General features: G+C 39.7%; 13 protein-coding genes. 8 read left to right on the plus strand and 5 right to left on the minus strand.

Features of this window, described 5'->3' with window-relative positions; genetic code table 11:
• The first annotated feature begins 4 nt into the window (after positions 1-4).
• Both PGX00_RS19020 and PGX00_RS19025 read left to right on the plus strand, forming a co-directional pair.
• On the plus strand, positions 5-1,489 hold the full coding sequence (locus PGX00_RS19020; protein WP_272139533.1) for a hypothetical protein: 1,485 nt from the start codon (positions 5-7) through the stop codon (positions 1,487-1,489).
• Positions 1,482-3,065 carry a GGDEF domain-containing protein gene (locus PGX00_RS19025; RefSeq protein ID WP_272139534.1) on the plus strand — a complete coding sequence of 528 codons (1,584 nt, stop codon included), beginning with the start codon at positions 1,482-1,484 and terminating at the stop codon, positions 3,063-3,065. The genes PGX00_RS19020 and PGX00_RS19025 overlap by 8 nt, the downstream gene beginning before the upstream one ends.
• A gap of 13 nt (positions 3,066-3,078) precedes the next feature.
• Here PGX00_RS19025 and PGX00_RS19030 read toward each other — a convergent pair whose 3' ends face one another.
• A complete protein-coding gene (locus PGX00_RS19030) occupies positions 3,079-3,966 on the minus strand; it encodes a DMT family transporter (RefSeq protein WP_272139535.1) in 888 nt (295 codons plus the stop codon).
• Positions 3,967-4,119: 153 nt separating this feature from the next.
• Here PGX00_RS19030 and PGX00_RS19035 point away from each other — a divergent pair, with 153 nt between their 5' ends.
• From PGX00_RS19035 to PGX00_RS19045, 3 genes are all read left to right on the plus strand, one after another.
• Entirely contained in the window at positions 4,120-4,530 is a 411-nt protein-coding gene (locus PGX00_RS19035; RefSeq protein ID WP_272139536.1) for a DUF3302 domain-containing protein, read from the plus strand.
• On the plus strand, positions 4,530-5,660 hold the full coding sequence (locus PGX00_RS19040) for an HlyD family secretion protein (RefSeq protein ID WP_272139537.1): 1,131 nt from the start codon (positions 4,530-4,532) through the stop codon (positions 5,658-5,660). Before PGX00_RS19035 ends, PGX00_RS19040 begins: the two co-directional genes overlap by 1 nt.
• A gap of 257 nt (positions 5,661-5,917) precedes the next feature.
• Entirely contained in the window at positions 5,918-6,940 is a 1,023-nt protein-coding gene (locus PGX00_RS19045; RefSeq protein ID WP_272139538.1) for a GGDEF domain-containing protein, read from the plus strand.
• A gap of 38 nt (positions 6,941-6,978) precedes the next feature.
• Here the strand turns inward: PGX00_RS19045 and PGX00_RS19050 are convergent, their stop codons facing one another.
• Positions 6,979-8,340 carry a diguanylate cyclase domain-containing protein gene (locus PGX00_RS19050; RefSeq protein ID WP_272139539.1) on the minus strand — a complete coding sequence of 454 codons (1,362 nt, stop codon included), beginning with the start codon at positions 8,338-8,340 and terminating at the stop codon, positions 6,979-6,981.
• A 347-nt stretch (positions 8,341-8,687) separates the two neighbouring features.
• Between PGX00_RS19050 and nhaD the strand changes: the two genes are divergently transcribed.
• Positions 8,688-10,127 carry a sodium:proton antiporter NhaD gene (gene nhaD / locus PGX00_RS19055; protein ID WP_272139540.1) on the plus strand — a complete coding sequence of 480 codons (1,440 nt, stop codon included), beginning with the start codon at positions 8,688-8,690 and terminating at the stop codon, positions 10,125-10,127.
• A gap of 44 nt (positions 10,128-10,171) precedes the next feature.
• Here the strand turns inward: nhaD and PGX00_RS19060 are convergent, their stop codons facing one another.
• The gene (locus PGX00_RS19060) at positions 10,172-10,423 is read right to left on the minus strand and encodes a DUF3081 domain-containing protein (protein WP_272139541.1); all 252 of its coding nucleotides are present in this window, start codon (positions 10,421-10,423) and stop codon (positions 10,172-10,174) included.
• Between the two features lie 198 nt (positions 10,424-10,621).
• Here PGX00_RS19060 and PGX00_RS19065 point away from each other — a divergent pair, with 198 nt between their 5' ends.
• Positions 10,622-11,488 carry a glycerol kinase gene (locus tag PGX00_RS19065; RefSeq protein ID WP_272139542.1) on the plus strand — a complete coding sequence of 289 codons (867 nt, stop codon included), beginning with the start codon at positions 10,622-10,624 and terminating at the stop codon, positions 11,486-11,488.
• 147 nt (positions 11,489-11,635) lie between these two features.
• On the opposite strand, the gene PGX00_RS19070 is transcribed toward PGX00_RS19065, so the two are convergent.
• The gene (locus tag PGX00_RS19070; protein ID WP_272139543.1) at positions 11,636-11,992 is read right to left on the minus strand and encodes a YibL family ribosome-associated protein; all 357 of its coding nucleotides are present in this window, start codon (positions 11,990-11,992) and stop codon (positions 11,636-11,638) included.
• Between the two features lie 273 nt (positions 11,993-12,265).
• On the opposite strand from PGX00_RS19070, the gene PGX00_RS19075 reads away from it, so the two are divergent.
• Positions 12,266-13,930: a methyl-accepting chemotaxis protein gene (locus PGX00_RS19075; protein WP_272139544.1), complete on the plus strand. Its 1,665-nt coding sequence runs from the start codon at positions 12,266-12,268 to the stop codon at positions 13,928-13,930.
• A 107-nt stretch (positions 13,931-14,037) separates the two neighbouring features.
• On the opposite strand, the gene PGX00_RS19080 is transcribed toward PGX00_RS19075, so the two are convergent.
• The gene (locus PGX00_RS19080) at positions 14,038-14,910 is read right to left on the minus strand and encodes an NAD(P)-dependent oxidoreductase (RefSeq protein WP_272139545.1); all 873 of its coding nucleotides are present in this window, start codon (positions 14,908-14,910) and stop codon (positions 14,038-14,040) included.
• Positions 14,911-15,098: the final 188 nt, after the last annotated feature.

Below are 15,098 nucleotides of genomic sequence, written 5' to 3' on the forward strand. Positions count from 1 at the left end.
AGCCTTGGATAAAGCTCACGCCGTTCTAGAAAATGAAATCGAACAACTCTCTTCACGTATTGAAGCAGAGCCAGAGGTTGTTTTGCAATTAGCAAAACAGTCCTTAGCAAGAGCTGATCATATTTTGTACCCTGAAGGGGGTATCAAGACCGCTATTCTCATTTCTCGATGCTACTGGTACTTGATGGATTACACTCAGGGCTTAAAGGCAATTAAAGACGCTCACGCAAGACTGAACCGATTAGATACCGACCTATACCTACCTGAAATTTTACACGTACATGCTTTACAGTTCTGGGGCCAAGCCAAATACTATTCCGCACAGCAATTTTGGATTAACGCATTAGAACAAGCTGCGCTTGTTGGTGAAACCATTATTGAGATAGAGAGCTTGATTGGCCTTGGCAATGTTTGGCGTGTAACCAATGAACATAAATTGGCAATGTCGACACACTCACTTGCCGTTAACGTGGCAAATAATGCCCGCATAGACTGGCTAGAAGGCAAAGCAAGAATTTTACTCGCGAGAGACTTTTACCTACTCAACAATTATATCGAGATGTTGTCTGTCCTCGATGCAGCAGAAGAAGTACTAAAGCATAATAGCAATGCAACTTGGAAAGCCGAAATCTGGGAATATCGCGGATTAGCATTACTTGGATTAGAAAGAGTTAAAAACGCAGAAGAAGCAACGCTAAAAGCCTATGATCTTGCGATGAAACATAATCTCTACTGGTTACAAACTCAAGCCTACATTAACCGTGCTAGACTCGAACTTATTCGCAATGATCTCAGTTACGCCAAACAATTATTAGCTAATGCAGAAAAAGCAGCAAAAAAATTCCAAGACGGTGATTTATTAGCTCAAATTTGCTTTCAGCAATCTGCGGTTTCAGAAAAACAAGGGGACTTCCAAGACGCCTTAGAGTCCTTCCAAAAATATAGACAATATTCTGTCAAATTGTTAAAAGATCAGACCAACCGACTTGGTATGGATAAAGCTCGAGCATCCAAAAGGCAACTTGATAATCGCGCCCGAAAATTAATAAATAGAATTAGGCGTCAGGTAGAGTTCCATCATGGTGAAAGAGGCTATTCCAATTTAGTTTCTGAAACGTATTGGTGGGAACAAATGGTCTTGTTTAAGAGTGAATTAAAAGCCTCAACTCACGCTGTGATTCTAATACAGCATGAAGATTCCGCATACCTTGAAGTGTGTATTGAATTAGCTCAATGCTTATGTAATCGAGAGGACCTAATATCCCGATTAAGTGAAGATAGAATCGGTATGTTAGTGGCGGAAAAAGGAGAGCAAGCAGAAGCTCTTTTCCACTTCATCCTTCAAACTCTTAATGACTACCCTTGGGATCGACGTGGGTTAACGGGCCACATACCTGTCGCCGTCTTACACAACATACTCTCTTTCCCATTCACGTTAGAGCAACTTGAAGAGCAAGAACAAGAACAAATGGATAAACAAAATGGATAAACTTCTCAGTAAAGTATCAGATGCTGGTTTAGATCCTTCTTCTGTTACCGGAGAAGAGGCCATTATTTTCTGGGATCACGTTCGAAATCATGTTGCGTCATCTCAAAATGAAAAAGCACACTGTTTCCTCATAAGTGCTGAATACCGTAGCTTACTCAATCAACACAGACAAAGTATATCAGAGCTGAAAAATGCGTTAGATCTTTTAACTCTCCCTAACGACGTGGAAGAAATCATCACAATAAAAACCAGCTTGAGCGAAAGGCTTGTTAACGCGGGTTTATATGATGAAGCGCTCAAGGAGTTTGTCGATCTTTCCTCTCTTGCCGTCGAATACAGTTCGATCGATGAATATGCTATAGCCGTTCTTGGAATGGGTAATCTCTGTGATGCTTACGGTGATCACGCAAAGGCTTATCGCTATTATCAGAAAATTGACAGTATTGATCATGCTATAAGTAGTCGCTCATTAAGGCTGCGCTGTAAAATCAATATGGTCGCAACCCTTATATCACTCAATCGTATTACTACAGCAAATGACCTGCTAAAAGAGTGTGAAGAGCTCAGTATTTTAGTCAGTGATAAGAATCTCGCCGGACAGATCATTCTTTATCAGGCTAAACTTCTTAGCCGACGAAAAGAACACCATCAAGCTTTAGCAAAATTGGCCCAAGCACAATACTTGATCCATCGTTCAACATCTCACTGGTTAGCAAATATGCTACGCCTCGAACAAGCTCACAACCTAACGGAATTAGGCAAGACCGACTACGCAAGTATTATTCTTAAAAGTACAACGAAGAAAATACAGCAAACTTCCTCACCTTTATTGTTGCAACAATTTTATGATTCGATGAGCCATGTTTTTCGTAACCAAGGTCAATTTCAAAAAGCACTCACTTTTGAGAAAATGGGTTATCGAGTATCGACAGATTTAATCAAAAGTATTCCCATTACTGAACTGGGTTCTCATCAACTACGTCGATTGTCTCGTTTTGAGTTACAGTTAAAACTCATCATGTCAGAACAAGAAAACAAAGAACTCAAAGAAACCACGGAAAGCCAAAAAGATGCGGTTGCAAAACTTCAACAAGATGTATTTACCGATCCTTTAACCGGGCTGCATAATCGCCGTTGGTTAGACGTAAAGCTTAAAGATTTACTATTGCACGACACATCCTTTGCATTTTTGGTTATTGATATAGACCATTTCAAATCAATCAACGATGAACTAAGTCATTTAGTTGGCGATAAAGCCATTGTATGTGTTTCCGCTGAGCTTAAGTCTCACTTTAGGTTTAAAGGAGCTTCTTGTGTCCGTTTTGGTGGCGAAGAGTTTCTCGTTATCTTAGAACAATCCACTATCGAGCGAGCAGAGATGCATGCGGAACATTATCGCGAACATATCTACTCGTATGGTTGGAGTTCAATTCTAGGTGAAAGAGGGTTAACCGTCAGTATTGGGATTACTCTTCACCGTGATGGCGAAAATACTCAAAGAACATTTTATCGAGCTGATAAAGCGTTATACCGAGCAAAAGCGAATGGCAGAAACCAAGTCTGTATTGAAGACTAAGCACATCATTTCATCACAAAAAGAAAAGCGATATTCCAAATAATGCCCCTATCGTACCAATAACATTTTTCTTGGTTATTGGTTCACCATTCCAAGCATAAATTACCAAAATAAATAGCGGACTTGTGGCAATTAAGGTTTGGGCAATGGCTGGATTAGCATTTTTTAGTGCTACCTGTTGCAACCATAAGGCCAAAAATGTGCCAACAATTATCGCCAGTACTAACCACCTTCTATCTTTGCTTTTAAGTTGTTTCAATTTACTCCACATGGAAGCAATTGGTCGCTTCTCAATAAAAACGACCACAGCAAAAACAACCAAAACACCAATACTCAAGCGGATGAGCGCGCCAAGTAAAGGTGGGACATCTCCAGCAACCAATGCGTAGTGAGAAATAACCACACCAGTCGCCTGACAGATACTTGCAAGTAAGCCAAAGCCAATACCTGACAATGAGTTTGGCTGACTATTATCATTGGGTTGAAACACAACATACGTAACCGCAATAGTGGTCACAACCACCCCTATCCAACTCTGGCTACTCAATGCACTACCAAGCACTAAAAGAGCCAATATCCCAGATAAAGGTGGCGCAAGTGATTCCAGCAAGAGCGTTTTGTTAGCACCAATTCGTTTCAAAGCGGAAAAATAGGCGCTATCACCTATCGCAATACCTATAATCCCTGAAATAGCTAGAATCCAAAAATGTGAAGGACTCAATACCAAAGTAGGTAGAGGCAAAGTAGGAAGAACAAACAACATCATTGTTGAGGCCACCACACCTTTGACAATATTCATCTGCATGGCACTAAATTTGTGACTAAATTGGCTATAGACCCACGTTGCCACCGCCCATGCCAATGCAGCAGAAATGGCCGCAATTTCTCCTAAATATTGCAAATGAACTTCCTGTTTTATTCAGTTAAATCAAGCATCAATATCACATAACATTTCCATAATAACTATAATTATTGTTGTTTTCTCTGTTAGACTATGAAATAAACAAATACATAACTTCTATAGCACAGTATTAACAAATACAAGGAATAGCCAATGCTAGAGTATGTGGCACTAATAATACTGGTATGTGTGGTTCTGATAATTTTTTACGGAGTTATCGTTATCCACGATATACCTTACGAAATAGCTAAAAAGAGAAACCACCCACACCAAGATGCGATTCATGTTTCGGGTTGGGTTAGTTTATTTACATTGCATGTACTTTGGCCATTTTTATGGATATGGGCAACGTTATGGAGAGATGATCGAGGTTGGGGGTTTACCAAGCTTGCCGAAGAGCAAAACGATCTGGAGCATAAAATAGACCAATTAACCGATCAAATCACCACACTTCAAAAAGAAGTCAGCCAGTTAAAATATGAACGTTCCAGCAGCAAGGCTGAACAACCGATAGAGACAGCTGTTCAAGGAAAACAGGACACGAATGAGGAGCAGCCAAACTAATGGAAACTCTACTTATACTGACTTATACCGCGTTCTGTATTGCGATTTTTAAGATATTCAATATCCCTAAGAATAAATGGACTATTCCCACCGCCGTGTTGGGCGGAGTTGTTATTGTCGGCTCACTTGTTCTCGCAATGAACTACAACCACCCATACACCTCAACGGGTGGACAAGTCTTTAGCACTACACCGATCGTGCCAAGCGTGCGAGGCAAGGTTATCGAAGTAAACATTGAGCCAAATGAACCACTTAAAAAAGGGGATATTCTTTTCAAAATAGACCCTACCCCTTTTGAAGCTGACGTTATCAACAAACTCGCTCAATTAGCAGCAGCAGAACAAAACGTATTGCAACTTGAGTCCATTTATCGTGGTGCCCAGGCATCAAGCCTTCAAGCTGAAGCACAGCGTGACAAACTCGATAGAGAATACAAGAGGTACAACGCTGGCTATAAGAAAGGAGCATTCACCGCTCAACAGGTTGATACTCGTCGCCAGTCCTATTTAGCCGCAGAAGCCGCCTTGTTAGCCGCCAAAGCCAACGAGAACCAAACAAAACTTGCCTTTGAATCACAAATCAATGGAGAGAATACCAGCGTAGCAAGGGCTAAAGCCGAATTAGAACAGTCTCAATTCAAACTTGACGAAACCGTCGTACACGCCCCAACAGATGGTTATGTGTCACAACTGGCATTGAGACCTGGAATGATGGCAGTACCACTGCCATTGGCTCCTGTAATGACGTTTGTTCATTCAGAAGAAAAATATTATGTAGGTGCATTTAGACAGAATGCTTCGCAACGTTTAAAACCAGGCTATGAGGCAGATTTTATCTTTCGCGCCTTACCGGGCAAAGTTTTCCAAGGTGAAGTAGTCGAAATGTTACCAGCCATAGCTGAGGGACAATATCAGGCTCGTGGTTCATTACTGGGTAGTAACGCCTTAAGTACGAATGGTCGATTGATGGTTAAACTGAAAATACATGACGACCTATCTGAATTTAATCTGCCGCTTGGTAGCGCTGCTGAAATAGCCGTCTATTCAGAACACTTAGAACATGTTTCACTCATGCGTAAGATATTAATTCGCATGAAAAGTTGGCAAAACTATTTATACCTAGACCATTAAGCCTCTTTCCAAAACCCTAATTACTAAAAACCGCTTATAAAAGCGGTTTTTACTTAATGACTGCGAAAAGAGAGCTCAAAAATAATGTCTATTCTCTAAAATGAGTAAACAAAATAGCTTAGGTAGCAAAGCAGCCATTCATTTGTTGCTCTTTTTTTGAATTTATTAGTAATCAAACAGGAAACTATCGAATAAATTCGCTAACATTAGGACTAACGACAACAAATATAACTATTGCGAATTAGTTTGGTTAACGAATGACTAAAGAAGACTTCCAAAAAGCGGCCGAAATACTGAGAACAGCAGTACCTTTAATGATCAAACATCAGGTACCAACGACGCCACCAAACTATGCTCTGTGGTATACCTATGTCGAAAAAACTCAACCACAGCTTAATAGTGAACTGGATGAGATCATCGCTGAGTACGGTATATGTCTTCCTAGTCATAATGAAGATCTTTACAGGACGTATATCGCTGGTAAAACAGAATCCGATATACACGAACTAAGATCCAATTTAGAAATTCTAGTTAACGAAATATTTCTATCGATGAAGGACACCCTCGCTGACACGAGCTCATTTGAAAAATCGATCGAAAAAAGCTTTTCAAGCCTAGAAAAGGTTGAAAATGGCGGTGTCACCTTTGATGAACTTCTTTCACTCGTTAGAAGTTTCGTCAGTGAAGCGCAATCGATACGATCATCTACCAGCTACTTCAATGAGCAGCTTAATACGGCAAGCTCTGAAATATCTAACCTGAGAGAAAAATTAGAAAAAGTTCAACGAGATGCCCTTCACGATAGTCTTTCAGGGCTACTCAACAGAGGTGCTTTTGATAAAGACATTTCTACTTATTGTTCTTCGGAACAATCGTACCCTCTGTGTTTAGTCTTAGTTGATATTGATAGCTTTAAAAGTTTAAACGATGACTACGGGCACGTATTTGGAGATATGGTCATTAAGGCTATTGCCAAGCGTCTACAGTCTAGCTGTAGAGACGGTATCGCAGCTTATCGCTATGGTGGCGAAGAGTTTGCTCTACTTATACCCAATAAACCACTTAGAATCGCCAGACAATTTGCGGAAACGGTTCGTCGCTCAATAGAAAAAATAACCGTTAAAGATAAACGCTCTGGTAAGCAAGTTAAAAATATTTCTGCTTCTTTTGGTGTCGCTCAGTTTGAAGAGGGCGAAAGCCCTATATCATTGATAGATAATGCTGATCAGCAGCTCTATAAAGCGAAGAGCTTGGGTAAAAATAGAGTTATGCCAATCTAAGCTCAGTTAGACGACAGAAACTACCTTATTAAAAGAGCTTATAAATGGCTCTTTTTTTGTCTTAGTTTATCAGCATACATGTTGATATCGGCAGCATGTAGTAGTTCATCAATATCAGAATCTGAATTAAGATTAATTGTATAACCGATACTCGCCTCTGGTGTAATGGTATCTTCTCCAGCTTTGATAGGTCTTCTTCTCAATTCCGTTTTCAATATCTGAATCACTCTTTTAATGCGATCGCCTTCCGTCAGGTTAAACAAAAGTATCAAAAATTCATCACCACCAACTCTAGCAACAATCCCCTCATTTTTAATCACGTTTGTGACGGTTTTAGCTACAGAAATCAATAACTCATCACCCACCGCATGCCCATATGTATCATTGATCGATTTAAAATTATTCAAATCTAAGTTCAATAAAGAAAACCGCCTATCTTTGGCATTTGACTCCTGCATCTTTTGCTCAAGGGAGTGGATGAAAAAGCGACGATTAGGTAGCTTAGTCAATTCGTCCTGTAGTGAGTTAGCATGTGCAATTCGATACAAATAATAGATTACAGAAAATAAGATAATGATGATAACAAGTGTGGGGTAACCTATTAATCTAGCTGAATATAACTGATACCACGGTAATGTTTGACTTAAACCGTCACGAGATACGGCCATATACCAACTGCCAGATATTAAATTAACCGAATCAAAAGCGATAACATTATCAAAAACCGCTGAGTCACCATAAAATACCTCACCACTCTTTCCACTCGCATCCACACCTCGCATCGCAAATTGATATTTTTTCTCCACTTGGCTAACGCCAGAATTAGCAAAGAGACTATTAACATCGAGGACTACACTACAGCTTCCCCAGTATTTTGTATTATATGGCGGGTCGATAAATATTGGATTCCGAGCAATAAGACCTAGTCCTCCCTGCACTAACTTAATTGGGCCATCTAGATATATCGACTTACTCTCTCGAGATAACTGAATTGTTCTCCACTGATTAGGAACCGTTCTAAAATCCAGCCCTAATGCTTGTTCGTTCCCCTTTAGTGGATAGACAAACTCAATAATGTCATTTGGGGCAATCCCTATGTTTCTCAAGTTTTTTGACTTACTAAACAGTTTTTCAGCGATCAACTTCCACTGCAAAGCAGTCGAGTCGGGGTTAACACTTACTAACGTCGCGAGACTATTGGCATAGTAGATATCAGAATAAATTTGAGCTTCTAGATTAGAGCGAATCACCGCGAGATCTTGTTGAGCTTCATTTTTCAATTTATCGTTTTGAGACTCAAGAAGGTGATTTTGTAGAAATTCTGTCACTAGAATAGTAGCAAGGCTAATCGCCGATATAAGTGCAAACGCCGGAATACGGAAATCTGATAGGTACTTCATTCTTATCGGCCTTTCCTTTCTACGTTATGGAGTCAATGGCGCTCTCTTGCAAAATCGAGTCTGACTGTAATTTGAACCGTATACAATGTTGGTATTGTAACGTTAGTATTTGGCTTCTTAAAGAATGTATTACCACCTTTCATTCAAAATGTGAATCATTCCCATCTAGTATTGAGGCTATTCCAAAGACACATGACTAATAAACGAAGGGATTAACATCACAAATTGCACCATTAATCAGAAACTATTTCTTTTTATTCCTGCAAGTTAGCAGATTATCTCCAGAAGATTCTATTTCATTGTCTAAACTAAAATTAATATTTTTTATGGTGGAGTCCGTTAGCCTTATGAAACTAAAGCCAATATCACTTTTTATTTTCTTTTATGTCATTTCACTTTCAGCCAGCGCATCAGAATCAACAGGGCTTGTTATTGAGGGCTTAACTACATCGACAATAGGTTATGCCTCCTTGATTATATTTGCCTTAGCTTACAGCCTTGTGATGGCTGAGGAATACCTGCAACTGAGAAAGTCTAAACCAGTGCTATTAGCTGCAGGTTTAATCTGGATAATGATTGGTTATGTATACCAACAGCAAGGCCAAATAGAGGTAGCCCAACAAGCTATAGAGCATAACTTGTTAGAATATGCAGAACTGCTGCTATTTTTGTTGGTGGCAATGACCTACATCAGTGCTATGGAAGAAAGGCGACTATTTGACGTACTGAGATCATGGATGGTAGGGAAAGGCTTTAATCTGAGAACGCTTTTCTGGCTTACCGGTATCCTGTCATTTTTCATCTCTCCTATTGCGGATAATTTAACAACGGCTCTATTAATGTGTGCTGTAGTGATGAAGGTGGGGGGCAATAACACTAAGTTTATTAATATCGCTTGCATAAATATTGTGATAGCCGCAAACGCAGGAGGCGCGTTTAGCCCATTCGGTGACATCACAACGTTAATGGTCTGGCAGACGGGACAAGTCTCATTCTCGCAGTTTTTAGTACTGTTCATACCTTCCGTTGCAAACTATTTAGTTCCTGCGGTAGTTATGTCATTTTTTGTCCCAAAAGAGCAACCTGAATCCATTCATGAGTACGTCGAATTGAAGCGGGGTGCAAAGCGAATTGTGGGTTTATTCTTACTCACTATATTAACTGCTGTCGCATTTCATGGATTCCTCCACTTTCCCCCAGTCATAGGCATGATGATGGGCCTAGCGTATTTACAATTTTTTGGTTTTTTCCTACGCAAAACACTACCGGCTTCAATTGCCCGAAAAAGAGCAAAAGCGGTTGCAGCACATGATGAAGCTGCACTGAAAAGGTTAGGCTCAATCATTCCATTTGATGTCTTCAGGCGCGTTTCACATGCGGAGTGGGACACACTTTTATTCTTTTATGGGGTAGTCATGTGCGTTGGAGGATTGAGTTTACTCGGCTATTTGGGGGTAGTCTCAGAAATCATGTATACACAATGGGATCCTATCTGGGCCAACGTGGCGGTTGGGGTTCTTTCAGCTGTAGTTGATAACATTCCAGTTATGTTCGCGGTTCTGACTATGGAACCCGAAATGTCGTTAGGAAACTGGTTGCTAGTTACACTTACAGCGGGTGTTGGTGGCAGTTTACTATCAATAGGCTCCGCTGCAGGCGTAGCTTTAATGGGAGCTGCTCACGGAAAATACACCTTTTTTGGTCACTTAAAATGGACGCCTGTAATCGCTGTGGGATATGCGGTAAGTATCGCTTTACACTTGTTAATCAATCAATCCAGTTTTTAAAACAAAGGGTTTAGGTAGTAAGGAAGCGCTTACTACCTAAGTTTTTATTTGCTTAGCGTCGCTACTTTTTTCAAAAAGCTATCTCTTAAATGTTCCTGATCATATTCTAGGTGGTAGGTATTATGAAAACCCACCTTGAGTTCAACCCCATTGCCGCGTATGAATACGTTATAACCATCGTAATCTGAATATGCCTCTAGACCCTCATAAATTTTTCCGAACTCAGTCGGAGTACCATTTTCCATCACCATTTCGTAAGCACGTAATACTCTGCTAGGATCCAGTTCATTTTTCATAATAAACGCCCTATTTAAAATACAATACACACAATAAGTATGGGTAGCAGTTGAATAGTTTTCCAATAAGTATGCTTTTTTTAACAAAATACTTAGTATAGCGAACAGAAGGTAAGTTAATTCATAACGTTATAAAATTGTGTTAGGTTTTAGAACATGCAGCCCGTATGCCCAGCGATTCTTTAGGAAAGATTTATTATGCAAGAGAAGCTCTCAACGACCAACTTAGCCAAAAAGAATGACGTAGATTCAAAAGTGCTGTTTTCTGAGTTAAATCAGTATGGATACATCGTAAGACACGATAACAAATGGGTCTTAACTAATTTAGGTATCAGCTATGGTGGTGAATACGTTACACACTCAGAATATGGCCAATTTATTGTCTGGCCTAACAATTTAGTTGTTGATAAAACCTTAAGCAATAAAACGCGATTTACCGCCACTCAAATTGGCGACAAAGTTGGATTAAATGCCAAGAAAATTAACCAAATTTTGAACGAACTTGGTTGGATAGATAAAGTATCTAACGGTTGGCAACTATCAGAACTTGGATTAAAAGCAGGCGGAGAGCAACGCGAAGATAAAAATAATCGTAGTTTGTATACCTTATGGCACAGTATCGTACTGAAAAACCGCAATTTTAAAAATTCCATTCAAGAGTTTTTAGGTACAGATGCTGATTCCCTTTCAACAGATAAATCATTTTCAAGCTTCAAGCAAAAATTTGACGCGAAACATCGTACCTCTGATGGACACTACGTTCGCTCTAAAGGAGAACTGATTATTGATAATTGGCTATACATGGCTGGGCTAGTCCACGCGTATGAGCGTAAACTTCCAATAGAAGAAGAAGTCTACAGCAACTTTTACCTTCCTAGTGGCAAGGTATACATTCAATTTTGGGGAAGTGATGCTGGACCAGTCGATACAGTGACAAAACAGGCCAAACGCCGTGTTTATGTTGATCATGGTTTCAATTTAATAGAGATCGAAAGCGATGAAATTGAAAAATTGGATCAACTACTTGCTCATTCTTTAAGAAAATTTGGCATCAAAGCCCATTAAAGCAGTACCAAGGCAATATAGTTATTTGGTGATTTTTCTTTCTTATTCGTAACAAAAAGCATAACCCAGCAAAAAATACGTTTTGTTTTAATTCAACTAAAAAGAAGCGCTTAGAGCGCTCCTTTTTATAGTTTAAGTTGTAAAAAACTAAAACTCCTTAGGTGCAAACCCAGTAACCACTTCGAGTCTCAGCTCTTTACCAATTTTTGTCAAAGGATGTACAACAACTATCCCTTTAACCTTCTTTTTGAGTTGACCTAAGTCAGCTTGCTCTTCTTTAGACAATTCACGTTGAAATGGCATATCAAGTAAGATCTTACGTTCTTTGTTTAGATCATAACTTTCTTTATGTTTTAACTGATTGAGTTTTTTATTTAGTTGCTCTATCTCTTTGTCAAATTGAGCGATTACTGGCTGATCTCGTCTAGAAACCGCTGCACTCAATTTGTTTTTACATTTATCTAGACGATTATTCAGTTGTTGAATCTCTTTTTTAACGCTCATTTGTCTGCACCTATATAAAATCAACGCTCTTTCTACCACTATCTCACAAAAAAATGAATTAATATTTCCCACCTTGATCCATTCTTTTTTTCTTCAACAAAGAATATCCTATCAATCAATTGGTTGCACAAGATCAAAAAAGATTAAAGGTTTTGAACTTATAGTCGATATGTATGTAATCACTATATTGATGTGCCCTCCCGAATATATTGACTACAATTATTAATATTATTAATAAAACTGTAAGTAACTGTCGACATTGAGTTAATCATTATGAATATTACTATAAAGACTAGACTGTACATTTTAGCAATCCTTCCTTTACTAATTATTGCCCTTGGCACGATGTACTTTACCCGTGTAGAGCTTATTAACCTCAATGAGTCTCATATGGATTCATCTCGAATTTATATGATGGAGAACAAAAACTCTGAGCTCAAATCTTTTATGGAAATAGTGGATACTGCCTTATCCCCGCTCAAATCTAAAAATGCCTCCATTGAAGAAGTGATAGACGAACTATCCAAAATCAAATTTGGACAGAATGGGTATATTTTTGGTTACAACAGCAAGGGTGACCGATTATTGTTAGGCCAAAGTACAAACGGCCTCGGCAATAATTATTGGAATTTAAAAGACGTTAACAATTTTCTATTAATTCAAGATATCGTAAAAAAAGCAAAAAGTGGTGGCGGGTTTACTACTTATTACTTCCCTAAACCAGGGGAAGAACAAGCCTCTCCCAAACTGGCCTACTCTATCTATGAATCACAATGGGATCTTGTTATAGGTACAGGGTTCTATATAGATGATATTGAAAAAACACTAATAGAGATGGAAGACAACTCTAATGTGCTAGTAGATGACGCTGTATTCGGCATAGGCATCGCAACCTTTGTTATCGTGATCCTAGCTGGGATATTCGCTGTCGCGGTAAATCAAAGTATCATAAGACCTTTAAATGTTTTTGATAAATCAATTGCATCCTTCGCTAGTGGCGACGCCGATCTCACCGCTCGTATGGCAGAATTCAAGGTTCCAGAATTTAATCGACTAGGAAGTAATTTCAATTTATTCGTCGAAAGCCTGCAATCAATAGTAAAAAATGTCACCGTGGTGAGTGGGGAAGTTGTCAATGAAACTAACGACATGGCAAACCGTGCAACTCGGGTAGACACGTTAGCCACTCAGCAGAGAGAAGAAACAGAGCAAGTCGCAACTGCAATGACTGAAATGACTACAACCGCAACGGAAATATCGAGTAATGCAGTCCAAGCCGCTGCATCAGCCAAAGACGTTGAAAGCAGTGCTCATGAAGCTATGGATATCGTCGTTTCAGCAGCTCAATCTGTAGAAGACCTAGCGAAAGATGTTGAGCAAGCAAACGAAGTCGTATCTGAACTCGAAAGCGACGTTCAAAACATCGCAACCTCATTAGAAGTGATTCAAGGTATAGCTGAGCAAACCAACCTACTCGCTTTGAACGCAGCGATCGAAGCCGCTCGGGCAGGTGAACAAGGCCGAGGTTTTGCTGTCGTAGCAGATGAAGTACGCAAACTCGCAAGTCGAACTCAAGAGAGTACCCTCGAAATTCATCAAATGATCAATCAACTTAAAGCAGCTTCAGATGCTGCAGTTCTAACCATGGACAAAAGCAGAGCTAAAAGTGTGGTCACGGTAGAAGAAGCGAACGCTGCGAGTAATGCACTCAGCAAAATTCAGGATTCTATCAATGTCATTATGGATATGAACTCTTTAATTGCGACCGCAACAGAGGAACAGAGTCAAGTTGGTCATGAGATATCCGAACGAGTGGTTGTTATTTCGGATAAAAGCCATGAGTCAGCACAACTTGCCAACGAAAACCAGAACGGTAGTCGTCACCTTAATGGAAAAGCCAGCGAGCTTTCAAGTTTGGTTGGTCGCTTCACGGTTTAATTGTTTACAGTGTAAATCCGTTTTATAAGCATAAAAAAAGAGCCTTCTTGGCTCTTTTTTTATGCTTATAAAATAACGAGTCAGTGCTCTATGATAACTAGATAAAGCTAATTGGCTTCTTTTTCTACCGCCTCGATTATTACGGACGTATCCATTCTACCCAAACCTTGTTCAGACAGTTCTTTATACTGATCCACGACTTTACTGGTTAACGGAAGTGTTATTCCTTGCGTTTGCGCTTCATCTAAACAGAAACCGAGATCCTTGATCATCCAATCTATTGCGAAACCAAAATCAAATGAACGCTGGGCCATGGTCGTTGCACGATTTTCCATCTGCCAAGATCCTGCTGCACCATTTTTTAAACAATCAACCAATGTCGGAATATCCAAACCGGCTTTTTCTGCAAGTAACAGCCCTTCAGAAAGACCATTAAGTGCTCCAGCAATACAAATCTGATTCACCATTTTTGCACGTTGCCCTTGCCCAACCTCCCCCATCAAAACAGAAGATTTTCCGTAGGCAGTAAATATCGGCTGTAACATATCGAAAAGCGCTTTATCTCCCCCACACATGATGGTCAAAACCCCATTCTCAGCACCTGCTTGCCCACCAGATACAGGAGCATCCATAAATGCAACTCCGGCGGCCTGACAAGCTTCTAGGAGCTCATTAGCTAACTTCGCAGACGTTGTTGTGTGATCAACTAAAATGGCTCCAGGTTTCATTACAGAGATAGCACCATCATTACTCGTGATGACACTTCTCACGTCGTCGTCATTTCCAACGCAACTTATCACCACGTCAGCACCTTTCGCGCACTCAGCAACCGTTACACCAACGTTTCCACCGTATTGCGAGGCCCAAAGACGAGCTTTTTCTGTTGTTCGGTTGTAAACAGTAACATCTAGCCCTGATTTTTGAAGATGTCCTGCCATAGGAAAGCCCATAACACCTAAGCCAATAAAACTAACCTTCATATTATTCCCTTATTTTTTACCAAGCGGATAGTAAACACGTTAACAAACACACAACAAACATTCACCTTTTATCTATGGGTATTTTAAAAAGAAAGTGAAATATTATTTACCGTTTATCTACAACTATTCAATCAGTTAGAAAGCACTGCATGTTGATACTCGGACGCATGATCAAGGAAAATTTTCTA

Origin of the sequence: Vibrio algarum (genome assembly GCF_028204155.1) — a bacterium.
Classification (GTDB): domain Bacteria; phylum Pseudomonadota; class Gammaproteobacteria; order Enterobacterales; family Vibrionaceae; genus Vibrio; species Vibrio algarum.